The organism is Streptomyces sp. NPDC020597, assembly GCF_044335095.1.
Lineage (GTDB): Bacteria > Actinomycetota > Actinomycetes > Streptomycetales > Streptomycetaceae > Streptomyces.
In genome coordinates this window covers 376,062-397,689 of record NZ_JBIRUL010000001.1, presented here as the reverse complement: position 1 = coordinate 397,689, position 21,628 = coordinate 376,062, and the positions used below count along the sequence as shown (strand labels likewise).

The 21,628-nt window shown below is 70.8% G+C and carries 25 protein-coding genes; 5 read left to right on the top strand and 20 right to left on the bottom strand.

Annotation, left to right across the window (positions count from 1 at the left end):
• Positions 1 to 60 precede the first annotated feature (60 nt).
• The 4 genes from ACH4ZA_RS01885 to ACH4ZA_RS01870 all read right to left on the bottom strand — a co-directional run bounded on the left by ACH4ZA_RS01885 (position 61) and on the right by ACH4ZA_RS01870 (position 3,061).
• Positions 61 to 489, bottom strand: a complete 429-nt coding sequence (locus ACH4ZA_RS01885) for a hypothetical protein (protein WP_319278554.1) — start codon at positions 487 to 489, stop codon at positions 61 to 63.
• Positions 490 to 493: 4 nt separating this feature from the next.
• Positions 494 to 919 carry a roadblock/LC7 domain-containing protein gene (locus tag ACH4ZA_RS01880; RefSeq protein WP_319278553.1) on the bottom strand — a complete coding sequence of 142 codons (426 nt, stop codon included), beginning with the start codon at positions 917 to 919 and terminating at the stop codon, positions 494 to 496.
• Between the two features lie 103 nt (positions 920 to 1,022).
• Positions 1,023 to 1,913: a MarR family transcriptional regulator gene (locus ACH4ZA_RS01875; protein WP_319278551.1), complete on the bottom strand. Its 891-nt coding sequence runs from the start codon at positions 1,911 to 1,913 to the stop codon at positions 1,023 to 1,025.
• Positions 1,914 to 1,984: 71 nt separating this feature from the next.
• On the bottom strand, positions 1,985 to 3,061 hold the full coding sequence (locus ACH4ZA_RS01870) for a LysR substrate-binding domain-containing protein (RefSeq protein ID WP_319278587.1): 1,077 nt from the start codon (positions 3,059 to 3,061) through the stop codon (positions 1,985 to 1,987).
• Positions 3,062 to 3,314: 253 nt separating this feature from the next.
• Between ACH4ZA_RS01870 and ACH4ZA_RS01865 the strand changes: the two genes are divergently transcribed.
• Positions 3,315 to 3,869, top strand: a complete 555-nt coding sequence (locus ACH4ZA_RS01865) for a peroxiredoxin (protein WP_319278550.1) — start codon at positions 3,315 to 3,317, stop codon at positions 3,867 to 3,869.
• Positions 3,870 to 3,875: 6 nt separating this feature from the next.
• Positions 3,876 to 4,412 (top strand): alkyl hydroperoxide reductase, encoded by a 537-nt coding sequence (locus ACH4ZA_RS01860; protein WP_319278549.1) that lies wholly within the window; start codon positions 3,876 to 3,878, stop codon positions 4,410 to 4,412.
• 111 nt (positions 4,413 to 4,523) lie between these two features.
• On the opposite strand, the gene ACH4ZA_RS01855 is transcribed toward ACH4ZA_RS01860, so the two are convergent.
• The 7 genes from ACH4ZA_RS01855 to ACH4ZA_RS01825 form a co-directional block, all read right to left on the bottom strand.
• The gene (locus ACH4ZA_RS01855) at positions 4,524 to 5,882 is read right to left on the bottom strand and encodes an AI-2E family transporter (protein WP_319278548.1); all 1,359 of its coding nucleotides are present in this window, start codon (positions 5,880 to 5,882) and stop codon (positions 4,524 to 4,526) included.
• Between the two features lie 167 nt (positions 5,883 to 6,049).
• Positions 6,050 to 6,778 carry a transglycosylase SLT domain-containing protein gene (locus ACH4ZA_RS01850; RefSeq protein ID WP_319278546.1) on the bottom strand — a complete coding sequence of 243 codons (729 nt, stop codon included), beginning with the start codon at positions 6,776 to 6,778 and terminating at the stop codon, positions 6,050 to 6,052.
• A gap of 139 nt (positions 6,779 to 6,917) precedes the next feature.
• The gene (locus ACH4ZA_RS01845; protein WP_398427586.1) at positions 6,918 to 7,592 is read right to left on the bottom strand and encodes a transglycosylase SLT domain-containing protein; all 675 of its coding nucleotides are present in this window, start codon (positions 7,590 to 7,592) and stop codon (positions 6,918 to 6,920) included.
• A gap of 421 nt (positions 7,593 to 8,013) precedes the next feature.
• Positions 8,014 to 9,339 carry a PhoH family protein gene (locus tag ACH4ZA_RS01840; protein WP_398427584.1) on the bottom strand — a complete coding sequence of 442 codons (1,326 nt, stop codon included), beginning with the start codon at positions 9,337 to 9,339 and terminating at the stop codon, positions 8,014 to 8,016.
• 373 nt (positions 9,340 to 9,712) lie between these two features.
• A complete protein-coding gene (locus ACH4ZA_RS01835; protein WP_319278542.1) occupies positions 9,713 to 10,486 on the bottom strand; it encodes an isoprenyl transferase in 774 nt (257 codons plus the stop codon).
• Positions 10,487 to 11,037: 551 nt separating this feature from the next.
• Complete coding sequence (locus ACH4ZA_RS01830; RefSeq protein ID WP_398427583.1) at positions 11,038 to 11,859, bottom strand: methyltransferase domain-containing protein; 822 nt, start codon at positions 11,857 to 11,859, stop codon at positions 11,038 to 11,040.
• 91 nt (positions 11,860 to 11,950) lie between these two features.
• A complete protein-coding gene (locus ACH4ZA_RS01825; protein WP_398427581.1) occupies positions 11,951 to 12,340 on the bottom strand; it encodes a DUF192 domain-containing protein in 390 nt (129 codons plus the stop codon).
• Positions 12,341 to 12,417: 77 nt separating this feature from the next.
• On the opposite strand from ACH4ZA_RS01825, the gene ACH4ZA_RS01820 reads away from it, so the two are divergent.
• Positions 12,418 to 13,026, top strand: a complete 609-nt coding sequence (locus ACH4ZA_RS01820; RefSeq protein WP_319278538.1) for a dihydrofolate reductase family protein — start codon at positions 12,418 to 12,420, stop codon at positions 13,024 to 13,026.
• Between the two features lie 394 nt (positions 13,027 to 13,420).
• Positions 13,421 to 13,864, top strand: a complete 444-nt coding sequence (locus ACH4ZA_RS01815; RefSeq protein WP_319278537.1) for a hypothetical protein — start codon at positions 13,421 to 13,423, stop codon at positions 13,862 to 13,864.
• A 21-nt stretch (positions 13,865 to 13,885) separates the two neighbouring features.
• Here ACH4ZA_RS01815 and ACH4ZA_RS01810 read toward each other — a convergent pair whose 3' ends face one another.
• The 6 genes from ACH4ZA_RS01810 to ACH4ZA_RS01785 form a co-directional block, all read right to left on the bottom strand.
• Complete coding sequence (locus ACH4ZA_RS01810; RefSeq protein WP_398427580.1) at positions 13,886 to 14,512, bottom strand: OmpA family protein; 627 nt, start codon at positions 14,510 to 14,512, stop codon at positions 13,886 to 13,888.
• An 8-nt stretch (positions 14,513 to 14,520) separates the two neighbouring features.
• A complete protein-coding gene (locus tag ACH4ZA_RS01805) occupies positions 14,521 to 15,105 on the bottom strand; it encodes a hypothetical protein (protein WP_398427579.1) in 585 nt (194 codons plus the stop codon).
• Positions 15,106 to 15,134: 29 nt separating this feature from the next.
• Positions 15,135 to 15,734 carry a pilus assembly protein TadG-related protein gene (locus ACH4ZA_RS01800; RefSeq protein ID WP_398427824.1) on the bottom strand — a complete coding sequence of 200 codons (600 nt, stop codon included), beginning with the start codon at positions 15,732 to 15,734 and terminating at the stop codon, positions 15,135 to 15,137.
• Positions 15,731 to 15,928, bottom strand: coding sequence for a hypothetical protein (locus ACH4ZA_RS01795; protein WP_351679340.1), 198 nt, complete (start codon positions 15,926 to 15,928; stop codon positions 15,731 to 15,733). Before ACH4ZA_RS01795 ends, ACH4ZA_RS01800 begins: the two co-directional genes overlap by 4 nt.
• 163 nt (positions 15,929 to 16,091) lie before the next feature.
• Positions 16,092 to 16,922 carry a response regulator gene (locus tag ACH4ZA_RS01790; RefSeq protein WP_398427823.1) on the bottom strand — a complete coding sequence of 277 codons (831 nt, stop codon included), beginning with the start codon at positions 16,920 to 16,922 and terminating at the stop codon, positions 16,092 to 16,094.
• 32 nt (positions 16,923 to 16,954) lie between these two features.
• Complete coding sequence (locus ACH4ZA_RS01785; protein ID WP_398427577.1) at positions 16,955 to 18,211, bottom strand: sensor histidine kinase; 1,257 nt, start codon at positions 18,209 to 18,211, stop codon at positions 16,955 to 16,957.
• Here ACH4ZA_RS01785 and ACH4ZA_RS01780 point away from each other — a divergent pair.
• Positions 18,114 to 18,431 carry a hypothetical protein gene (locus tag ACH4ZA_RS01780; protein ID WP_398427842.1) on the top strand — a complete coding sequence of 106 codons (318 nt, stop codon included), beginning with the start codon at positions 18,114 to 18,116 and terminating at the stop codon, positions 18,429 to 18,431. The genes ACH4ZA_RS01785 and ACH4ZA_RS01780 overlap by 98 nt on opposite strands.
• On the opposite strand, the gene ACH4ZA_RS01775 is transcribed toward ACH4ZA_RS01780, so the two are convergent.
• The 3 genes from ACH4ZA_RS01775 to ACH4ZA_RS01765 are packed head-to-tail and all read right to left on the bottom strand — an operon-like array spanning position 18,418 to position 21,615.
• A complete protein-coding gene (locus tag ACH4ZA_RS01775; protein WP_319278527.1) occupies positions 18,418 to 19,305 on the bottom strand; it encodes a DUF5936 domain-containing protein in 888 nt (295 codons plus the stop codon). The two genes, ACH4ZA_RS01780 and ACH4ZA_RS01775, sit on opposite strands and share 14 nt — an antisense overlap.
• 22 nt (positions 19,306 to 19,327) lie before the next feature.
• Positions 19,328 to 20,272: a type II secretion system F family protein gene (locus ACH4ZA_RS01770; protein ID WP_319278526.1), complete on the bottom strand. Its 945-nt coding sequence runs from the start codon at positions 20,270 to 20,272 to the stop codon at positions 19,328 to 19,330.
• A 5-nt stretch (positions 20,273 to 20,277) separates the two neighbouring features.
• Positions 20,278 to 21,615 (bottom strand): CpaF family protein, encoded by a 1,338-nt coding sequence (locus tag ACH4ZA_RS01765; RefSeq protein WP_319278525.1) that lies wholly within the window; start codon positions 21,613 to 21,615, stop codon positions 20,278 to 20,280.
• Positions 21,616 to 21,628: the final 13 nt, after the last annotated feature.

The following is a 21,628-nucleotide window of genomic DNA, read 5'->3' as shown; positions in this document are numbered from 1 at the left end:
GACGACGGTCCCTCCCCGCCCGGGGAGGGACCGTCCGCGTTCACGGCCGCCACGCCGCGTTCACAGCTGGTACTCCCGCACCACCCTTCGCACCTGCGCGAACAGCATGCCGACGTTCACGGACTTACGGCAGACGACCACCGCGACGACGTCCTGCTGCTCGGTCATCCTCACGAACAGGTGGGTGAGGTTCTCGCTGTTGACGAGGATCTCCTGGAAGAAGTGGTTGTCGCTCTGCATGCCGCGACGCTCCTTGAAGACGTCCTCGATCATCACGACCGTGCGTCCCTGGAACAGGTCGAGCGTCGCTCCCGCCAGCAGGTCCAGCACCTCCGGCGGGTGGTTGTCGACGGTCTCGTAGGACAGCAGCATGCCGGTGGCCATGTCGACGACGCCCGAGGCGACGCAGTCGGGGGCATCCGTACGCAGTGACTTGACCAGGCCCATCACCTGGTCGGAGAAACCCGGGGTCATACGCTTCGTCGCCATCCCTTCAGACTCCTTCGGCGGTCTTCACGGTCGTCCCGTCCGCCGCGGTCCGCGCGGTCGTCCGGTCGGTGAGGATCAGGTCGATCCGGCGCAGGGCCGGCTGGGTCGCCCGGTGCAGGCGCTCCACGTCCATGCCCTCGTCGCCGAGGACGACCATCAGCGCGGTGTCTCCGACCGCGTAGAACGCGGCGCAGCCGTGGCTGCCGTAGGCCACCGTGCGGTGCAGTGCGCCGCGGGCGGTCGCCTCGGCGGTGCGGCGGGCCAGGCCGAGGCCGGCCGCGGCGAGGGCGGCCAGGCCCTCGGGGTCGATCGAGTCGGCCGTGTCGGCGGCGATGAGCAGTCCGTCGGCCGCCGCGACCGCCGTGTCGGTGATCCCGGCCACCTGCTCGCGCAGGCCGCGCATCTCCCGCGCGAGGGCTTTGTGGTCCATGAGTGCAACTCCCCTGATTCTGATGGCATGTGACCGTCTGTTCTCTGTGGGGGTGTCCGCGTGCCGTGGGCCCCGGCGTGGGCGTGGGGTGGTGGCGGGGCCGTCATTTCGCCGTCGGGTTGCGCAGGCGGAAGAACTCCTTCCAGCCGGGGCCGTTCCGTTCCGGCGTGAGGGCGTCGTGGATGCCGCTGGCGCCGGGCCTGCGGCGGGGCAGGGCCGTCGCCTCCGGGGCCGGCGGCGGCTGCGGCGGGGGCGGCGCCGGCTCGCGGGGGCGCACTCCGTGTCCGTCGGGCGGCAGCCGGACGGGGATCGGATGGGGCGACTCCGCGCACTCCAGAAGCCCCTCGCCCAGCATCCGGGCCACCTCGACGGTGACGGTGTACACCCCGCGACCGGTGCGGAAGGCGAGGTCGCGGGCGGTGCGCCGGCCGTCCGCGTGGGCGAGCAGCTCGCGCTGCAGGGCGCCCAGGCGAGCCGCCGCCAGGGAGAGCGGCGCGGGCACGGGACGCTCCCGGTCCGGGCGCACGGGGCACGGCATCGCCAGCAGCGCGGCCAGCTTGCGGGAGGCGACCTGGAGCAGCCGGGTGGGCGGTTCGCCGACGGGGACGGAGGCCGGCGAGGGGCCCGTCGCCGGACCGCGTTCGCAGCCGTCGACGCTGCCCGCGACGACCGCGAACGCGGCGTCCTGGAGGGCCATCGCGCACACCACCCGAAGCTGGGCGGCGCCCGTGTAGCCGTGGGCGACCAGCCCGGCGGCCGGCCAGCGCGCGCCGCCCGACTCGCGCACCAGCGCGGTCCACTCCTCGCCGCCGATCCTGCCGGAGCGCAACAGCAGCGCCTCGGGGGCGGGTGCGCCCGGCGACTCGACGGCGACGACCAGGCCGCCGTCCAGATGGAAGACGCCGCCGGGCGAGCCGGTCGCGCACAGTTCTCCGGTGAAGCCTTCCCGGCCGCACGCGGCCAGGTCGCGTGCCAGCAGCTCGTAACCCGACATCAGCCCGACATCACTCCCCTGCGGCCTCTCGCACACACGCCTGACGCGTAGCGCTGAGGAGGGAAGGTGTATCAGTCGGGGCGCACCGCCCAGCGGGGGATTTCCGACCTGCCCCCAGCTGACGGAAGTTGCTCCGCCGATGGACCCAAATCGCTTTGTTCGGAGCTCATTTGACCGATTGGCAGACCTCGGTCGTCGTCGCCGAGCACCCGGACCGGCAGGGGGCGCAGCGCGCCGCGCAGCGCGCCCGCCAGCTCCTCGTACTCCGCCCCGCGCGCCGCGCCGACGCGCATCGCGAAGGCGATCCGGCGGGCGGGCGCGGGGTCGGCGAAGGAGCCGGTGAGCAGCCGGGTGCTGCGGCTGGTCTCGACGGTGACGGCGGTGCGCGGCAGCAGGGTGCAGCCCAGGCCGCCGGCGACCAGCTGGACGAGGGTCGACAGGCCGGCGGCCGTGGTGGTCACGGGCGCGTCGCCGCGGCCCGCCTCCCGGCAGATGTCGAGGGCCTGGTCGCGCAGGCAGTGGCCCTCGTCCAGGAGCAGCAGGTTGAGCTCCCTGAGCGCCTCGCGCGCGATGCCCTGCCGTCCGCCGAGCTCGTGGCCGAGCGGCGTCACGAGGACGAAGTCCTCGTCGAACAGCGGCAGTTCGCGTACCCCGGGGACGCCGAGGGGCACGGCCAGCAGCAGGAGTTCCAGACGGCCGGTGTGCAGGCCGTCGAGGAGGCCCGCGGTCTGCTCCTCGTGGACCTGGAGGTCGAGGTGCGGATAGCGCTCGTGGACCAGGTGCAGCACGGTCGGCAGCAGGTAGGGCGCGACGGTCGGGATGACGCCGAGCCGCAGCGTCCCGGTGAAGGGTGCCCGCACCGCGTCGGCCTCCTCGATCAGCGCCTCCATCTCGTCCAGCACCGCCCTGGCCCGGACGACGAGCCGTTCGCCGGCGGGCGAGAGCAGGACCTTGCGGGTCGTACGCTCCAGGAGGGTGACCCCGAGGGAGTCCTCAAGGGCCGAGACGGCGCCGGACAGCGCGGGCTGGCTCATGCCGATGGCGGCGGCCGCGTCCCGGAAGTGCAGGTGCTCCGCGACGGCCACGAAGGCCCGCAGCTGGGCCGGGCTGGGGGACCGTCGCTTGGCGGGCGCACCCCTGCCGGCCACCGCTCGATCGGCCGGCGCCCGGCCGACGAACACTCCACCGGCCCGCGTTCCGTCGCCGGCCGGTCCACCGCGCCCGATCCTGCCGCCCACACCCTTGGCGTTCACATTACCCTCTGTAACTGATAAAGATCTTCGATCAACCCAATCGAGTGTAGCCATTTCCCGAATCAATGCACCCTGTGCCACGATCTGAGCCGTCCAACCCACGAGGAGTGTCCGCAATCCGGACATCCCTTCGCTGCAAGGAGAGCGTGTGCTCACTGTCGGTGACAAGTTCCCCGAGTTCGAACTGACCGCCTGCGTCTCGCTGGAGAAGGGTGCGGAGTTCGAGCAGATCCACCACAAGTCCTACGAGGGCAAGTGGCTCGTGGTCTTCGCGTGGCCCAAGGACTTCACCTTCGTCTGCCCCACCGAGATCGCCGCGTTCGGCAGGCTGAACGAGGAGTTCGCCGACCGTGACGCGCAGATCCTCGGCTTCTCCGGCGACTCCGAGTTCGTCCACCACGCCTGGCGCAAGGACCACCCGGACCTGACCGACCTGCCGTTCCCGATGATGGCCGACTCGCGGCACGAGCTGATGCGCGACCTCGGCATCGAGGGCGAGGACGGCTTCGCCCAGCGCGCCGTGTTCGTCGTCGACCCGAACCGCGAGATCCAGTTCACGATGGTCACCGCGGGCTCCGTCGGCCGCAACCCCAAGGAGGTCCTGCGGGTCCTGGACGCCCTGCAGACCGACGAACTGTGCCCCTGCAACTGGACCAAGGGCGAGAGCACCCTCGACCCGGTCGCGCTGCTGGCCGGGGAGTGAGCTGAGATGTCCCTCGACGCCCTGAAGTCCGCGATACCGGACTACGCCAAGGACCTCAAGCTCAACCTGGGCTCGGTCATCGGCAACTCCGACCTTCCCGCACAGCAGTTGTGGGGCACGGTCCTGGCGACCGCGATCGCCTCCCGCTCCCCGATCGTGCTGCGCGAGCTCGCGCCGGAGGCGAAGGCGAACCTGTCGCCGGAGGCCTACAAGGCGGCGCGCTCGGCCGCGGCCGTCATGGCCATGAACAACGTGTTCTACCGCACCCGCCACCTGCTGTCGGACCACGAGTACGGCAACCTCCGGGCCGGTCTGCGGATGAACGTCATCGGCAACCCCGGCGTCGACAAGGTCGACTTCGAGCTGTGGTCGTTCGCCGTCTCCGCGATCAACGGCTGCGGACTGTGCCTCGACTCCCACGAGCAGGTGCTGCGCAAGGCGGGCGTCGAGCGCGAGGTCGTCCAGGAGGCCTTCAAGATCGCCTCGGTGATCCAGGCGGTCGGAGTGACGCTGGACGCGGAAGCGGTCCTGGCCGACGTCTGATCGGCCCGCGCCGCCCCTGCCTCCCGCCTCTTCTCCCACCTCACCGCAACGCGGCAGGGCCCGTCGGTCGCCGACGGGCCCTGCCGCGTTCGTGCACGCCCTGGGTGACGACTATCCGGGCGGCGGCGCGACCGGCGCCTCGTCGGCCGGAGGTTCGGGCTCCCGGCTCTGCTGCGCAGCCGTCACGGGCGCCACGCGCGAGGCCGTCGCTCCTCTCGGCCGGGGCGCGTGCCGCAGGGCCTGCTCCCTGGAGAAGGCGTGCAGATAGCCCACCACCGTGTTGGTGACGGCCACCAGCGGCACGGCCACGATCGCGCCGCCGATGCCCGCGATCATGCCGCCCGCCGCGACCGACAGGACCACCGCCAGCGGATGGACGCGCACCGCGCGCCCCAGGATGAACGGCTGGAGGATGTGCCCCTCGATCTGCTGGACCGCGAGCACGACGGCCAGGGTCATCACCGCCGTGAACACGCCCTGGGTGACCAGCGCGACCACGACCGCCAGCGCGCCGGACGCGACCGCGCCGACGAGCGGGATGAACGAGAACAGGAAGATGAAGACGGCGAGCGGGACGGCCATCGGCACATCGAGGAAGTAGATGCCCAGGCCGATGAAGATGGCGTCGATCAACGCGACGACCACCGTGCCGCGCACATACGCCGTGAGCGTGGCCCAGGCCCTCGGGCCGGCGCCCGCCACGCCCGGCCGGGCCGCGGCCGGGACCAGCTTGAGGGTCCACTCCCAGATGCGCTTGCCGTCGTAGAGCAGGAAGAGCGTCGAGAAGAACGCCAGCAGGATGCCGGTCAGCGCCTCGACGACGACGGTGACGCCCTCCAGCCCCGCCGAGGTGATCGCGTCCGTGTTGTCGCCGATCGCGTCCCGCAGGTTCTTCGCGATGCCGTTGATCTGCTTGTCGGTGACGTGGAAGGGGCTGTTGAGCAGCCAGCGGCGCAGATCGTCGATCCCGTCCTGGACCTGGTCGGAGAGGTTGTCGATGTTCGCCATGACCTGCCAGGTCACGAACCAGCCCATCAGGCCGATGACGACGAACCCGAGGATCGCGGTCAGCGCGGTGGCGGCGCCGCCGGGCACCCCGGCCCGCTTCAACCGGGCCACGGTGGGCTGCAGCAGCGCCGTGAGGAGCAGCGAGACCACGAAGGCCATCACGACCAGCTGGATCGCGGTGATGACCTTCATCAGCACCCAGACGGTCCCCGCGAGCACCAGCAGTCGCCAGCCCGCCTCGGCGGCCACCCGGACCCCCCACGGCACGGCCTGTGCGGGATCAGGACGCGGGGCGGGCTCGAGCGGCTCGGGGTACTCCTCCGGGGACGGCGCCGCGAGGGGCGCCGGGTCGCGTTCGGCCGCCCCCTCCCGCTCGACCTCGGCGCGCCGCTCGTCGAGCCGCTCGCTCATCTCGCTGAGACCGGCGCCGAGCCGGCCCAGCCACCGTGGCACTCTCGACATGATCCGTCCTCTTCCCCCGTCTCTCCCCACCACTCCCCCTGGAGTCGTCGGTCCCGGTCGTACGACCGTACAGGGCGACAGCCCCTCCCCCTGTGCACGGGGAGGGGCTGGGCGGAGTCGGGAGCGGCCGGATCGTCACCCCGGACCGAACGGGCCGGAACCGGCGGTCAGTACGAGCCGTTGGCCTGCCAGAAGGCCCAGGCGTCGCAGGGGCTGCCGTAGCGCTCGTTCATGTAGTTCAGGCCCCACTTGATCTGGGTGGCCGGGTTGGTCCGCCAGTCGGAGCCCGCGGACGACATCTTCGACCCGGGGTAGGCCTGGACGAGGCCGTACGCGCCGGAAGAGGGGTTGACGGCCCGGTAGTTCCACGTGGACTCGTGGTTCACGATGTTGCTGAAGCACTGGAACTGCCCGCTGGGCACCATCTGCTGGGCGATCGCCTTGACCTCGCCGACCGTGTACGAGGCCTGCTGCGGGAAGTCGCCGGCGTCGCCGGCGGGGCCGGCCGACGCGCTCTGGGTCCGCACGGCCGCGCGTTCCTTGGCCTCCTGTGCGGCCTTCTTCCGGTCCGCGGCCTTCTCGGCGGCTTCCTCGGCGGCCTTCTGCTTGGCCACCGCGTCCTTGGCGGCCTGCCTGCGGGCCGTCTCCTCGGCCGCCTTGCGCGCGGTGGTGTCCGCCGCGATGGCCTGGACGCTCGCCTGGTGCGTCACCGTGTCGGTCTGCACCTGGGCGAGCTGTCCGGCCGGCAGATCGGCGAGCAGCGTGGAGTCGCCCACCGCCTGGGCGTCGTCGGCGGGCTGCGCGACGCTGCCCTGGGCGACTCCCACGACGGCTCCGACGGTGGTGACGGCGGTCGCCGATGCCACGGCGAAGCCCCTGACCGATATCCGGCTCACACGAATTCCTTCTGCAGTGTCATCGGGTGAAGGGACGACGAACGGCCGAGGGCCGCGTGGGCCCTCGGCTCAGTCGTGCGGTACCGGTCGCCGGCCCGGGTGGTGGACGCCGAGTGGCGTCGGCTGCCCACAGGGCTGCCTAGTACCAGTGGTTGGCCTGCCAGAACGACCATGCCTCGCAGGGACTGCCGTAGCGGCTGTCCATGTAGTTGAGGCCCCACTTGATCTGGGTGGCCGGGTTGGTCTGCCAGTCGGAGCCGGCGGAGGCGTACTTGCCGGCGGGCAGTGCCTGGAAGAGGCCGTAGGCGCCGGAGGAGGCGTTGACCGCGTGGTAGTTCCAGCTGGACTCGTGGTCCACGATGTTGCTGAAGCACTGGAACTGACCGCTCGGCACCATCTGCGCCGCCATGGCCTGGATCTGCCCGATGCTGTACGAGCTCTGGATCGGGAAGTCGCCCGCGCTGCGGCTGGCCTTGGCCTTGGCCTCCGCGCGGTCCTTGGCGGCCTTCTCGGCGGCCTTCTTCTTCGCGACAGCCGTCTCGGCCGCGGCCTTGCGGGCGGCTTCCTCGGCATCCTTCTTCGCACCCTCGTCAGCGGCGATGGCCTGGTAGCTGGCCTGCTGCGTGAGGGACGCCGTCTGCACCTGGGCCTGATGGCCCACAGGGATGTCGGCGAGGAGCGTCGCGTCGCTTGCCGTCGCATCTGCGTCGTTGGCCTGCGCGACGCTGCCCGAGGCAACGCCGACGACGCTTCCGACAGCGGTGACCGCCGTGGCCGAGGCCACTGCGAGTCCCCGGACCGAGATCCGGCTCACACGGTTTTCCTTCCAGCGTCGCCCGCTTCGGTGACCCTGGCGGACGCAATCGTGCCCTTGTCGCTGGTCTCCGAACTGCGGGGTCACAGGAGACACGGGCCCGGTGGGCAACTCCCGGTGCGGGAGCGCCGCGTGGTGCGCGGGCGGCATGCGACGGTCGATATGGAGTTGACGGTGATGCTCAAGCGGTGCCGTATTGCTGGGGGCACAGTTGTGTCGCATGCGGGGCCTGACAGGACTGAGACTTTGCCGTAACCAGACTGCGTGAGGCAATTCCGGGTTACGTGTGAAAGCTCACACCCTTCGGGACCCTGGGGATTTCCCGAAACCCACACACACGACGGCGCCGCCCGGCTAGGCTCCCTGCCTTTGCCGAACGGCGCCGACTACCGCGTCACCCCGCTATCTCGGGGCATCTCCTTCAGATCTGCCCATCCTCCAGCATTTCGGTCACCAGTGCCGCGATCTGGGACCTCTCGGACCGGTTCAGCGTGACGTGGGCGAAGAGAGGATGCCCCTTCAGTTTCTCGACGACGGCGACCACGCCGTCATAACGGCCGACACGCAGATTGTCCCTTTGCGCCACATCGTGGGTCAGAACCACCCGTGAATTCGCGCCGATCCGGGACAGAACGGTGAGCAGCACATTCCGTTCGAGCGACTGGGCCTCGTCGACGATCACGAAGGCGTCGTGGAGGGAGCGTCCCCGGATGTGGGTCAGGGGCAGGACCTCCAGCATCCCGCGCGCGGTGACCTCCTCGATGACCTCGCGGCTGGTGACCGCGGACAGCGTGTCGAAGACGGCCTGCGCCCAGGGGCCCATCTTGTCGGCCTCGGACCCGGGCAGATAGCCCAGCTCCTGCCCGCCCACCGCGTACAGCGGCCGGAAGACCATCACCTTCTGGTGCTGACGGCGTTCCAGGACCGCCTCGAGACCCGCGCAGAGCGCGAGCGCGGACTTGCCGGTGCCGGCCCGGCCGCCCATGGACAGGATCCCGACGTCCGGGTCGAGCAGCAGGTCGAGCGCGATGCGCTGCTCGGCGCTGCGGCCCTTGATGCCGAAGGCCTCGCGGTCGCCGCGCACGAGCCGGACGTCTCCGTCGGCGGTGACCCGGCCGAGGGCCTTGCCCCGCTCGGACTGGATGGTCAGCCCGGTGTGCACCGGCAGGTCCGCGACCTCGGGCGCGTGGATGTGCCCTTCCTCGAAGAGGATGTCCACCTGCTCCCCGGACAGGGTCAGTTCGGACATTCCGGTCCAGCCGGAGGAACCCGTGATGGCGAGCTCGGCGCGGTACTCCTCGGCGAGGAGACCGACCGAGGACGCCTTGATCCTGAGCGGCAGGTCCTTCGACACGACGGTGACGTCGAATCCCTCGGCCTGCAGATTGCGCGCGACCGCGAGGATGCGGGAGTCGTTGTCCCCCAGGCGGTAGCCGGTCGGCAGCACACTGGGGTCCGAGTGGTTGAGCTCGACACGGACGGTGCCGCCGAGTTCCCCGATCGGGATGGGGGCGTCGAGGCGACCGAACTTCACCCGGTAGTCGTCCAGCAGGCGCAGCGCCTGCCGGGCGAAGTAGCCGAGTTCCGGATGGTGCCGCTTGGCCTCCAGCTCCGTGACCACGACGATGGGGAGCACGACCTCGTGCTCGTCGAAGCGGGTCAGGGCGTTCGGGTCGGCCAGCAGGACGCTGGTGTCGAGAACATAGGTGCGCCGGTCTGGCATACGGCGCTTTGTGCTGGTCACCACGGAAGGACGTACCCCCTCGGATGAGGTCGGGGAGCGACGGAGTGGAAGCAGGGCCGGGAGGGCGGGAACGACCAGGCCGGTCGTCGGCCGCTGTGCACGGGCCGAGTACCGGCCCCCCGCTGCTTCTTCCGTGCCGTGACCGCACGGTCGGGCTGGTGCAAAAGGGCCTCCCGGGCGGACGGCCCCGTGCCGTCCGCTGAGATCCGACACCCGTGGTTCGGGTGACGACCTGCTTGGCTTATGCCCTCGAAAACACGCCGTCATGCCAGGGCGCATGACGGCGCGACGGTGAACTCCTCGTTACTTCCGCCCCGGGAAGGGGTAGACGGGCCGCCCCGGAAGGACGCATGCGGGCGGCCGCACGTGCGGTGGATCAGCCGCCGTAGCGGCGGTGACGGGCCGCGTAGTCGCGCAGGGCGCGCAGGAAGTCCACCTTGCGGAAGGCCGGCCAGAAGACCTCGCAGAAGTAGTACTCCGCATGGGCCGTCTGCCACAGCATGAATCCGGACAGCCGCTGCTCCCCGCTGGTGCGGATCACGAGGTCGGGGTCGGGCTGGGCGCCGGTGTAGAGGTGGCGGCCGATCAGATCGACGCTGACGGAGTCGGCGAGGTCCTCCATCGAGGTGCCCCGGTCCGCCGCGTCCACGATCATCGAGCGGACGGCGTCGGCGATCTCCTGGCGACCGCCGTAGCCGATGGCGACGTTGACCAGTATCCCGTCGACGTGGGCGGTGGACTCCTCGGCCTCCTTCAGCGCGGTCTGCACATGGGAGGGGAGGATGTCGGGCGTGCCGACGTGGTGGACGCGCCAGCGGCCGTCGGCGGCGAGCGTGCGCACGACGTCCTCGATGATGCCGAGGAGCGGGACGAGTTCCTCCTGCGGGCGGTCGAGGTTGTCCGTCGACAGCAGCCAGAGGGTGACGACCTCGACGTCCGTCTCGGTGCACCAGCCGAGGAACTCCTCGATCTTGTCCGCGCCGGCCCGGTGGCCGTGCTCGGTCGTGGAACCCGCGGCCTTCGCCCAGCGTCGGTTGCCGTCCATGATGACGCCGATGTGCTTGGGCACCTGAGCGTGGTCCAGGTGGCCTTCCACCCGGCGTGCGTACAGCCTGACCAGAAGGCCGCGCAGCTTGTCGCGCAGGTTCACGTGATTGTCAGCCCCTCCGAACGGTGCGGTCCCCGCGGGGCGCAGCCTACCCCTGTGCGGACTTGGGCAAAAAAACGGGCCGGTCCGTGGGGGGGAGACGGACCGGCCCGAGGGGGGGTTTCCACCATAACCCTTCGTGAGTGCTGATGCGCGCATCGGCGCGCCACAACTACTCTCCGCAGTCGATCGACGACGCGCCGGTGACCGTTTCGATCGTCGATCATGGGTGATTCATGGCCGGAACACGGCGGATTCACAGGGAAAGTCACCCGTTCGCCGACGGAAGTCGGGGTTCCGGGCCGCATTCGACACCGTTCGGACATCCGCCCGCACATCCCCCCGACGGGCTAACCCGACGAGAACCCCACCTTGACGCGGGCGTCACCGCGCAGCCCCCTCCGCTGCGCGGTGACGTCCACGCAGCTTTGCTCACGCGAATTGCCCTCAGTAGAACTTACGCGAGGGCGACGAGTGCCAGGAACCGATCGCGATAACGATGTGGAAACTCCGTGAAGAGGCCGCCGGATGGCGGGTCCACGGCCTCGGGGCGGCTACGGCCGGCGGGCTTCCACGAGGTGGCGGGTGCTGTGCGCCACGAAGGGGCCTTCGGCCTCGATCTGCTCGTGCATGGCGCGGAGCCGGGGCAGATAGGCCGCCACCGTGAAGCCGGGGACCATCCACACGACCTTGCGCAGGAAGTGCACGACGGCGGCGATGTCGTGGAACTCGACGCGCAGCCGTTCCGCCCGCAGGTCGACGATCTCCAGGCCCGCCGCCTCCGCGCCGGCGCGCTCCCGGTCGGGGTGGCGGTCGCCGCTCACCGCCTCCGGCTGCGGCCCGAGGAAGTACTCGACAAGCTCGAAGACGCTTCGGGGGCCGACGTGTTGCGCGAAGTAGGTCCCGCCGGGCTGCAGCACGCGGGCGATCTCGTGCCAGAGGGGCCGTACCGGATGCCTGCTGCTGACGAGGTCGAAGGCGGCGTCCGCGAACGGCAGCGGGGCGTCCTCCGGGGCCGCGACGACCGCGATGCCGCGCGGCCGCAGCAGCGTGGTGGCCTTGGCGACGTTCGCCGGCCACCCCTCGGTCGCGACGGTGAGGACGGGAGCCTTGGGCGCGACCCGTTCGAGAGCGAAGTCCAGCACCTCCCCTCCCCCCGTCTGCACGTCGAGCGCGGCGTGCGCGCCCGCCAACCGCTCGGCCAGCGACAGCGCGTACCCCCAGGAAGGGCGCGCCTCGGTCGCCCGGCCCTCGAACCAGGAGAAGTCCCAGCCCTCGGTGGGGACGGCGGCGCCTTCGGCCACCAGGTCCTCGAAGGCGGCACGTCCGTCGCGGCCGTCGCCGCCGTCGCGTTCGTCGCGCACGTCGTCCTTCATGAGGGGATCGTCGCAGAGGGTCGGGGGCCGGCGCGGGTGAATTTCCCCCACGCCCCGGAGCGCGGACCGGGGCGACGAAGGACCTGCGCCCTCATCCCGCGGCGGCGCCGCCCGCCTCGTCCACCTCGACCGTGACCCGCACGCCCGGTTCGACGCCCCACCCCGCCATGGCCCCCGCCGCCGCCTCCAGCACATGCCGGGCGCGCGGCCGCGGCAGGCCCAGGCGGCCGGGGCGCATGGTGCGGACGGCGAGGACGGTGAGGTCGCCGCCCAGGTAGGCCACGTCGATGGGGATGCGCATACGGAACGTGTGGATGCCGGACGCCGGGGAGAGCAGCAGCGCGCCGTCCACGGCGTCCCGCCCCAGCAGGCCCCTGGTGCGCGCCCGGTAGGAGGCGGCGACCTCCAGCGGCACGACCGCGACGGCCCCGCCGTCCCCGTGCACCGTCAACCGGCCCCGTCCGTCACGCCAGCGCCCCATGTCCCACCTTTCGCGTCTTCCAGGCCCTACCCTTCCGAGCGTCCGCCGAGTCCGTCCGTGGTCCAGCGAGGTGCGTGATGCGCAAGGTCGTCCTGATGATGTCGGTGTCGCTCGACGGGTACATCGAGGGACCCGACCGCGACATCTCCTGGCATCGTGTCGACGAGGAGCTGCACCGGCACATGAACGACGTCGTCCGCGGGCTGGGCGGCCTGCTCTCGGGGCGGGTCACCCACGAGCTCATGGCCGGCTTCTGGCCCACGTTCGACTCCGGCCCCGACGTCGATCCCGACGGGGCCATGGCCGAGTTCGCCGGCATCTGGCGGGCCATCCCGAAGTACGTGTACTCCCGGACCCTGCAGCACGCCGACTGGAACACGGTGATCGTCCGGGAGGTCGTGCCCGACGAGGTGCGCGCCCTCACCCGGCAGCCCGGCGGGGACCTGGGGCTCGGCGGCGCCGACCTCGCCGCGGCGTTCCTGCACCACGACCTCGTCGACGAGATCCGCCTGTACGTCCACCCCGTCCTCGTCGGTCGCGGCAAACCCCTGTTCCCCCACCCCGACACCCTGACGCCCCTCACCCTGCTCGAGTCCCACACGTTCGGCAACGGAGTCGTCCTGCTGCACTACCAGCGGGCGCGCGAAGAGGGCGTGCGGACCGACGGGGAATCCGCGAACGGGTAAAAGCGGAACGCCGCGACCCGGTAATTCGACTGCCATCCGAAACCCATCGGCCCGCGGAAGGGAAAAACGGCCGTCAGCTGTTCCGTCTTTCAGCGCCTTCGCGTTCCGGCTCGGTATTCGGACGCCGCCGGCAGGCGGGACGCCGTGGCCGGGGCACCGGGCCGGGGCACTTCCGGCGGAGCCTGCCACGGGTGCCAACAAGTCACGAAACCAAGGGACTTGTCTTCCCTGCGCCGGCCCTCCCGGCCCGCGCGGGGATGCGTCCGCCAAGCGGCATTTGTCCTCTCGATCACGCGGCCGCCCCTCGAATACGCGCTTGATCGACACAGTTGCCATGGTTAGCCTTGCAAACTCGCCAACGCGTTGTTGGAACACCACTCACAAAAGGAATCGCGTGCTCAAGAACCGCCGAAGCAAGCGAATAGGCACCGTCGTAGGCACCCTCGCGGCCGGCTTCCTCCTCACCGTCACCCAGGCGCACGCCGCAGGCGAAGTCGAGCGCGCGACCGCCACCGACTACGCCAATGAGGTCGAGTGGGTGAAGTGCGCCGTCAAGAAGGAGGACGGCGGCATCATCTACCGGGCCTGCTTCTCTCCCCCCGGCGACTGGTTCTCCGTGTACGACGGCAAGGCGGACGGCTCCTCCGCCGTCGTGGACTGGGAAGTGGGGAACCGGTTCGGCTCCATCTTCAACGCCGACGGGGTCAGCACGGACCGATACAAGAACAAGGACTTCGCCGAGAGCGTCACCATCCGCTTCCGCGTCTGCCTGGGCCACTGGAGCACCAAGCTGATCACCGCGGGCTCCTGTTCCGGCTGGGTGAGCAACCTCACCTGACGAGCACCGTTCCCCCGCAGGTCAGCTCGCCGTGCGGGGGAACGTGACCTCCACTCGGCGGTTCTTCTTGCGGCCGGCCTCGGTCGAGTTGTCGGAGATGGGGTACTGCTCGCCGTAGCCGCGCACCTCGAAGGTGATCTTCGGGTCGTTCAACTCGCCCGCGAGCTCCGCCTGGACGGCGTCCGCCCGCTGCTTCGACAGGACGTCGCCGTGCGCGGAGGAACCCAGGTTGTCGGTGAACCCGAAGACGCGGACCAGGGTGGTGTTCTGCTTCTTGATCTCCGCGGCGATCGTCGTGATGCGCGCCTTCGCCTCCGCGCCGAGCTTCGCGCTGTCCTTGCCGAAGAGGACCTCCGCCTGAAGTGCGAACGTCACGTCGGCGTTGGTGTCCTCCCGGCGTTCGTCGCCCGTCTCGTCCTCGACGACCTGCTTGATGTCGAGCACCTTGGGCTCGGCGAGCGTGCCGCCCTCGGGGAGTTTCAGATCGGGGTCGTTGGCGTCGACGTCCACGGGCGCGGACGCGGTGGGCTCGGTGCCCGGCGGGACGCTGGGCGTGTCGGCCTCGGCGGGCACGGGGGCGACGAGCACGGCGGCGACGGCGAGGACGGCGAGAGTGAGACGGGCCGGGCGGGTGCGGGTGCGGGGCATGGGGGGCCTCACCCGGAGATGGTGATGTCAGCAGGGGCGAACATCGGCATCTGGAACGTCACCTGGGCGGTATCGGCGGGGGGCGCCGGAAACTGCATGAAAACCGGTACGGAGTCACCGGACTTGATGCTCGAGACGCCAGTGGTGGTGAGCGGCCGGCCGTCCGTGTCGCGGAGCACGTAGTAGCGCTTCTTTCCCTTGGCGTCCACCAGGGTCGCGCCGCCGAAGGACTTGCCGTTCCTGATGATCTCCGTCTCGTTGCCGCTCAGCTGGGCAGGGATCGTCAGCAACTTCGCGCTGTCGTTCTTCAGGTCCGCGGACACGGTGACGAAACCACCGGAGTCGCGCGAAGCCGAAGTGATCTCCAGCAGCAGGCCGCTCGGCCCCTTCAGTTCGGCAAGAGGCTCACCGGACTGCCCTTCCTGGGCGCTCGGAGCCGAGCCCTTCCCCTTCGACGCGGAAGCCGGCGCCGATGCCGGCGGCTTCTTGTCGTCGCCGCCTCCGCCGCAACCGGCCACGCCAAGGACCAACCCGGCCGCCGCTGTCAGGGCGGCCACCCTCCTGACGGCCATCGCCGTGAACCGAATGCTCATCACGCTGCTTCCTTCTCGTCGTTCGCTGCTCAGTCGGCCAAATGGACGTGAAAGAGGTCTTCGGGCCGGGGGAGTTCCGTGAGGTGCTCCGGATCCAGAGTCCACTCGTCGCCGTCCCCGCAGGTGAGCGTCGGCAGCAGGGCCGGGTCGGCGTCCTCGGGCAGCTCGAAGGTGCAGGCCGGCTCGATCACCGCGGTGGCGGTCGCCTTCGCGTGCAGGTTCTCGGTGCCGGGCACGATGGAGTCGCCGACAGACTTGGTCGTCTGGACGTCCACCGTGTAGCCGGGCGGCAGCCCGTCCGACCGTCCGCACTCCACGGTCGCGTGGTTCTCCGCAGCCAGCTGCGTCGCACGTCCACACCCGTCGAAGACGGCCTGGGTGGCGTCGAAGATGGCCTGCCACTTGGTCGGGTCGAGCACGTTCTCCGCCCACTCGTCGGCGAGTTCGTCCCTCGTGTCCAGAGCCGCGGCGAGCGCCGCCGCGTCGGCCGCCGTCTGCGCGCCGTTGCGGTTCGCCGCGGCCTGGCCGACGGCGAGGTAGGCGAACGCGAGAAAGAGCAGACCCGCCACCACCATGATGTAGATGGGGAAGGCCTGCCCTGCATCGCCGAAACGAGGTGACTTCGTCAGCCGGAGATGACCTCGTTGATCTTGTCCGTGATCGCGTTGTAAATCGTCTGCCCGATGTCCGTGCCCGTGATCGCCAGGACGATCGCCACGACCACGGCGATGATGCCCAGGTACTCCACCGCGGTCTGGCCGCTGTCGTTGCGGGGTGATCGGGACTGGACACGGGCGACGACCGTGCTGATCCACTGGGTCATGCTGTTCCCCTCCGGGTGTCGCGTGACCGGCTCGCTGGACGCCGGTGCCGCTGTCTGCACCCTGAGCGTAGGCCTCGCCGCCGATTCCGGTAGAGGGTCTCCGGGCCCAATCCCGGGCCCATTTCCGGACCGCGCGGCCGTGCACTCGCTCCCTCGTCACCCGTCACCCCACCCCTCGGTGTGCGGCGCCGGGGGCCGTGCCCAGCCAGGTGGCCGTGGCTTCGGCGCGGCTGGCGCTGTGGAGCTTCGCGAAGATGCGGTTGATGTGGTTCTTGACCGTCTTCTCGCTGATGAAACAAGTGGCGGCGATCTGCTGGTTGTTCAGGCCCGACGCGATGAGGTCCATGATCTCCGCCTCCCTCGCGCTGAGTCGGCTTCTCGTGCCGGCTTGCCGTTCCCGTCCCTGTTCCCATCCCTGGACCGACTGTCCCACAGGGGATTGCATCTGCGAAAGCGGATTGCCAGAAGTCTCTGAAAATGGGGAAAGTGGGTCCGTTTTTGCGTGTGCAGTCGCATCGGTGTAGAGATGTGCCATCACCGCCGTGGCCGCCGTCGGAGTGAGGTGGGCGCGGCCCCGGGTGACGTCCCGCACCGCCGACGCCAGCTCCTCGGCGGTGAACTCCCCGTGGACCAGGTATCCGCCGGCTCCGCCCCGCAGGGCCGCCTGGACGATCTCGGCCTCGTGGCTGTACGTCAGCATCACGACCTGTGCGATCCGCGCCAGGTGCGGGAGAGCGGCGAGACCGTCGACGCCGGGCATGCGGACGTCCAGGAGGACGACGTCGGGGCGGTGCCGTACGGCGGCCTCGTAGGCCTCGCGGCCGTCCGCAGCCTCCGCGACGACCGTGATGTCGTCCCGGCCGGAGAGAAGAGCGGTCAGGCCCGCGCGGACCACCGGGTTGTCGTCGGCCACGACGACGCGCACGGGGGCGGGGCGGCGAGGCGGCGGGAAGAGCGGCTGCACCGCGGCGGGGGGTACGGGTGGGTCCGGCATGACGTGGTTGTCCTTCGGGTGCGGGAAGTCGTTCATGGGCGGGACGCCGTCAGGGGGAGTTCGAGGCGGACCTCGGTGCCCCCGGGGTGGGCGCCGCGGCCGATGTCGATGCGGGCGCCGATGGCGGCGGCCCGCTCCACCATGCCGACCAGCCCGAAGTGACCGGAGCGGCGCAGTTCTTCGAGCGTGGTGCCGTCGGGCAGGCCGCGGCCGTCGTCGTAGACGCTGATGCACAGGCGGTCGCCGTGGACGCCCGCGTGCACGGCGACGCGGGTCGGGTCGGCGTGGCGCCGGACGTTGTCCATGGCTTCCGAGGTGATCGTGAGGAGGTGGCGGGCCACGGCGGGCGGCACGGGCAGCGTCGCCCGGTCGCCGGTGGCGTGGTAGCTGGCCGCCAGGCCGGTGCGGGCGGCGAAGTCCCTTGTGCGGGCTGCCAGTTCGGGCAGGACGTCGACGCCGCGAGCGGTGCCCTCCGGCTCCTCACGGCGTAGGTCGGTGAGGAGCTCGCGGGACTCCGCGGCGGCGTGGCGTGCGGCGCGCGCGATCAGTTCGGCGTGCCGGCGCACCCGGGCCGGGTCCATGTCGGGCGAGCCCGCCGAACGGGCCAGGGCGTCCGCGGCGAGAGCCACGCCGTGCAGCGTCTTGGCCACCGAGTCGTGCATCTCCCGGGCCAGTCGGGCACGTTCCGCGGCGACCGCCTCGGTGACGGCGAGGCGGGCCTTGACGTCGGTGAGGGCCTGCGTCGCCGCGCCGAAGCGGAGCATCAGTCCGCGCAGGGTGGAGCCCATTGCACCCGTGATGACGCAGAGACCGGGCAGCAGCAGCCGTTCCGCCACACTCACGTCGGGCCCCTGCCGCAGCGCCGCGTGGACGAGCAGCAGGATCAGCGACTGGAGCGAGGCGAAGCAGGCGGCGCCCCGCCAGCCGTAGACGATGCCTGCCAGCAGGGGGGTGCAGACGCTGACGTAGGCGAGGGTCGTGCCCGGGCCCGCGGAGACCAGCAGCAGGGCGCCGAGAAGGGTGTCCGCGACGAGCAGCGAGGGGTGTTTCAGCAGGAGGGGGCCGAAACGTTCCCAGTCGCGGAAGAGGACGTACGAGCCCATGAAGGTGACGACCACCGCCGCCCCCACCAGTCGGACGCCCGTTCCGGGAGCCGCGTTGAGGAGGGCTGCCGGGGACGCGACGGCGATCATGGCCAGCCGGAAGCCGAAGATCTGGCGTGACAACGCCTGCAGTGCGTTGACCTGGATCGGGATGCTCGTGGGCGGATCCGTCGCCGGCGGCTTCACCCGTCTCCTCGGCAGCCGGCCTCGCGCCTTGGTGAACGCCTTCGTGAACGCCCTCGTCGCTGCCGGGGACTTCGCCGCCGCCGTGTTCGCCGCCGTCGCCGCCGCCGTGTTCGCCGCCGGTGCCGTGGCTGTCGCCGGGGTCGTCGCTGCGCGGGCCGTCGCCGGGGTCGTCGCCGCCTCGGTCGTCATCGCCGTCACCCACCCGCCTAGTCGCCCGTGAGCGGGCTGAAGTCCGTGCCGGAGCCGAGGAGGAGGCCGGCGCCGAGCAGGAGCATCGTCGCCGGGACCATGAACGTGGTGATCGTCAACGTGGCCCTCGGCACCGCCCGGGCGGCCTTGCGGCGGGCGTTCTGGGCGTCGGTGCGGCGCATGTCCTTGGCGATGGACACGAGCGTGTCCACGATCGGCGCGCCCAGTTCCTCGCCCTGCTGGAGCGCGGTGACGAACATGGCCACCTGCTCGGAGTCGTTGCGGAGGCGCAGTTCGGCGAAAGCCTGCCGGCGGCTCACCCCGAGGTCCATCTGCCGCAGGGTGATGCGGATCTCGTCCGCCCAGGGCCCCTCGTACTTCGACGCGACGCGGTCGAGTGCCTGCCGGAAGCCCAGCCCGGCGCTCACGACGACGGCGAGGACGTCCAGGAAGTCGGGCAGCGTCCGCTCGATCACGTCCTTGCGGATCCGGATCGCCGCCCAGATGCCGACCTCGGTCCAGAACGCGGCGAACGCGAAGAGCAGCAGGGCCACGACGATCCTGCCCTGCAGCAGGAACACGAGCCCGCCGAAGCCGCCGAGAGCGCCGTACACCGCGCGGCGCGCCGCGTAGCGGTCGATGGTCAGACCGCCCGGGTTGCCCGCCAGGTCGATCTTGCGACGGTATCTGGCGACCTGCTTGGGGCCCATCAGGCGCAGCACGGCGGGCGCATACCGCATGCCGAGCCGGTCCACGACGGAGTCGACCGCGCCGGTGCGGGTCGCCCCGACCTCCAGGGCCAGGGCCAGGTCCGGCGGGAGCTTGGCGTCCGCCCGGTACATGCGGATGCCGGCGAAGGCGCCCCAGACGGCGAGGCCCATGACGAGTGCGAGCAGCAGTTCCATGTCGCGCGCTCCTTCCGGCCGCTCAGACGTCGATACGGGACATGCGACGGATGAGGACGAAGCCGACCGCGTACAGCGCGAACGCGATGATGACGGCGCCCTGGCCGACCGGGGAGCCGGTCATGCGCTCCAGGGCCCCGTCCTTGACGCCGTTCATGAGGAAGAGGGAGCCGACCCCCAGCACCGGCACCGCGTACGACGTCATGTTCACCTGGGACAGTTGGGTGCGCACCTCGCGTCGGGTCTCCTTGCGTTCCTCCAGCGTCTCCGTCAGGTTGCGCAGCGCCCCGACGACCTGGCCGCCGGCCCGGTTGGACAGGACCAGGGTGGTGACGAGGACAACCAGCTCGCGGGATGGGAGGCGCTCGGCGAGTTCGCCGAGGGCGTCGTCCATGGAGTGGCCGACGGCCAACTGGTTGGCCACCTTGGCGAGTTCCTCACCGGCCGGCGCTTCCAGCTCCTCCGCCGCCATGCCGATCGCGGTGCGCAGCGCCAGCCCGGCATGGGTGGCGTTGGCCAGGATCCGGGCCAGTTCGGGGAGTTGGTTGATGAACTTCTCGATGCGTTTCTGGCGTTGCCAGGTCAGGAACTGCCAGGCGGCCCACACGCCCAGCAGGCCGGCGATCGGCCCGAAGAAGGGGGCGAGGGTGGCCTGGCCGACGAGCCACAGACCGGCCACCGCGGCCAGCAGGTAGACGAAGAACTCGCCCGGCGTCACGTCCAGACCCGTCGCCGCGAGTTTCAGCTCCAGCCTGCGGCCGGTCGCCGTGCGGCGCAGCCGCCGGTCCAGGGTGTGGAAGCGCCGTCGGCGGCCGTCGCCCGACGTCTGCCCCGCCGAGGCCAGGCGTTCCACCAGTTCGGCGCGCTGGGCCCGGCCCCGCGCATGGGCGTGCAGGCCTGCGACGGCAAGCACGCAGGTCAGCAGGGCCGCACCGGTGGTGAGGTCGATGAGGGTGTCGAGGTCCATCAGCGTTACCGGGCTTCCCTTGTGGTCAGTTCGAGTGCGTCACGAGCGACCCCGAACGCCTGCGGGATCGGCTGGCTCGCCATGTAGAGCCGGTCCGCGGTGCGGCGCGGGAGGGGGAAGTACTCGAAGGCGCCGTCGATCCGGCCGTCGGCGGTCATCGGCCGGGCGTTGAAACGGGCGATCGTCGCCAGCCGGTACGGCTCGCCGCCGTGGCTGTCCAGCAGGGCGATCTCGGTGACGCGGCGGGCGCCGTCGGCGAAGCGGGTGAGCTGGACGACGACGTCCACCGCGCTGTTGATCTGGTCGTGCAGCGCGACGAAGGGAATCTCGACGTCCGACATCGAGGCGAGGGTCTGCAGTCGCATCAGCGCGTCCTCCGCGCTGTTGGCATGGACCGTGGCGAGGGAGCCGTCGTGGCCCGTCGACATCGCCTGGAGCATGTCGAGCGACTCACCGCCGCGGACCTCGCCGACGACGATCCGGTCGGGGCGCATCCGCAGGGAGTTGCGGACCAGGTCGCGGATGGTGATGCGGCCGTTGCCCTCCACGTTCGGCGGGCGGGACTCCAGGCGGATGACGTGGGACTGCTGGAGCTGCAGTTCCGCCGAGTCCTCGATGGTGATGATGCGCTCGCCGTCCGGGATCAGACCGGAGAGCGCGTTCAGCAACGTCGTCTTGCCGGTGCCGGTCGCGCCCGAGACGATCACGTTGAACTTGGCCTGCACCAGTGCGGCGAGCAGGTACAGCATCTGCTCGTCCAGCGACCCGAAGCCGACCAGTTCGTGCAGGGTGAAGGAGCGCGGGAAGCGGCGGATGGTGAGGATGGCGCCGGTGAGCGACAGCGGCGGAATGATCACGTTGACGCGTTCGCCGGACGGGAGGCGGGCGTCGACCATCGGGTTCGTCTCGTCCACTCGCCGGTTGACCGTGGAGACGATGCGCTCGATCGTCTGCATCAGCTGGTCGTTCGACGCGAAGCGCAGGGGAAGCTGTTCCACCCGGCCGCTGCGCTCGACGAAGATCGCGTCCGGGCCGTTGACCATGATCTCGGTGATCGACGCGTCCTCGAGCAGGGGTTCCAGGATGCCGAGGCCGAGGGCTTCGTCGACGACCCGGCGGATCAGCTGCGCGCGTTCCCCCGTGGACAGCACCGGCCCCTCGCGGCTGATGATGTGCCCGAGCACGCGCTCCAGCCGCGCCCGGCGTTCGGCCGCCGCCAGCGCGCTCATCTCGGCGAGGTCGATCTCCTCCAGCAGCTTGGCCCGGTAGGACGTGACCAGGTGGCCGTCCTCACCGCGCCCGCCGTGCTCGTCGGGGGCGGTGATGCGCGCCCGCAGGCTCATCTCCGGTTCCTCC

Excerpts from the sequence above, each read along its gene's own strand:
- ACH4ZA_RS01880 (WP_319278553.1), bottom strand. The coding sequence starts at position 919 with ATGGACCACAAAGCCCTCGCGCGGGAGATGCGCGGCCTGCGCGAGCAG.
- ACH4ZA_RS01825 (WP_398427581.1), bottom strand. The coding sequence starts at position 12,340 with ATGGGGCGCTGGCGTGACGGACGGGGCCGGTTGACGGTGCACGGGGAC.
- ACH4ZA_RS01820 (WP_319278538.1), top strand. The coding sequence starts at position 12,418 with ATGCGCAAGGTCGTCCTGATGATGTCGGTGTCGCTCGACGGGTACATC.
- ACH4ZA_RS01810 (WP_398427580.1), bottom strand. The coding sequence starts at position 14,512 with ATGCCCCGCACCCGCACCCGCCCGGCCCGTCTCACTCTCGCCGTCCTC.
- ACH4ZA_RS01770 (WP_319278526.1), bottom strand. The coding sequence starts at position 20,272 with ATGGACCTCGACACCCTCATCGACCTCACCACCGGTGCGGCCCTGCTG.
- ACH4ZA_RS01860 (WP_319278549.1), top strand. The coding sequence starts at position 3,876 with ATGTCCCTCGACGCCCTGAAGTCCGCGATACCGGACTACGCCAAGGAC.
- ACH4ZA_RS01775 (WP_319278527.1), bottom strand. The coding sequence starts at position 19,305 with ATGGAACTGCTGCTCGCACTCGTCATGGGCCTCGCCGTCTGGGGCGCC.
- ACH4ZA_RS01780 (WP_398427842.1), top strand. The coding sequence starts at position 18,114 with ATGGCCAGCCGGAAGCCGAAGATCTGGCGTGACAACGCCTGCAGTGCG.
- ACH4ZA_RS01795 (WP_351679340.1), bottom strand. The coding sequence starts at position 15,928 with ATGACCCAGTGGATCAGCACGGTCGTCGCCCGTGTCCAGTCCCGATCA.
- ACH4ZA_RS01855 (WP_319278548.1), bottom strand. The coding sequence starts at position 5,882 with ATGTCGAGAGTGCCACGGTGGCTGGGCCGGCTCGGCGCCGGTCTCAGC.
- ACH4ZA_RS01830 (WP_398427583.1), bottom strand. The coding sequence starts at position 11,859 with ATGAAGGACGACGTGCGCGACGAACGCGACGGCGGCGACGGCCGCGAC.
- ACH4ZA_RS01790 (WP_398427823.1), bottom strand. The coding sequence starts at position 16,922 with ATGCCGGACCCACCCGTACCCCCCGCCGCGGTGCAGCCGCTCTTCCCG.
- ACH4ZA_RS01805 (WP_398427579.1), bottom strand. The coding sequence starts at position 15,105 with ATGAGCATTCGGTTCACGGCGATGGCCGTCAGGAGGGTGGCCGCCCTG.
- ACH4ZA_RS01875 (WP_319278551.1), bottom strand. The coding sequence starts at position 1,913 with ATGTCGGGTTACGAGCTGCTGGCACGCGACCTGGCCGCGTGCGGCCGG.
- ACH4ZA_RS01885 (WP_319278554.1), bottom strand. The coding sequence starts at position 489 with ATGGCGACGAAGCGTATGACCCCGGGTTTCTCCGACCAGGTGATGGGC.
- ACH4ZA_RS01765 (WP_319278525.1), bottom strand. The coding sequence starts at position 21,615 with ATGAGCCTGCGGGCGCGCATCACCGCCCCCGACGAGCACGGCGGGCGC.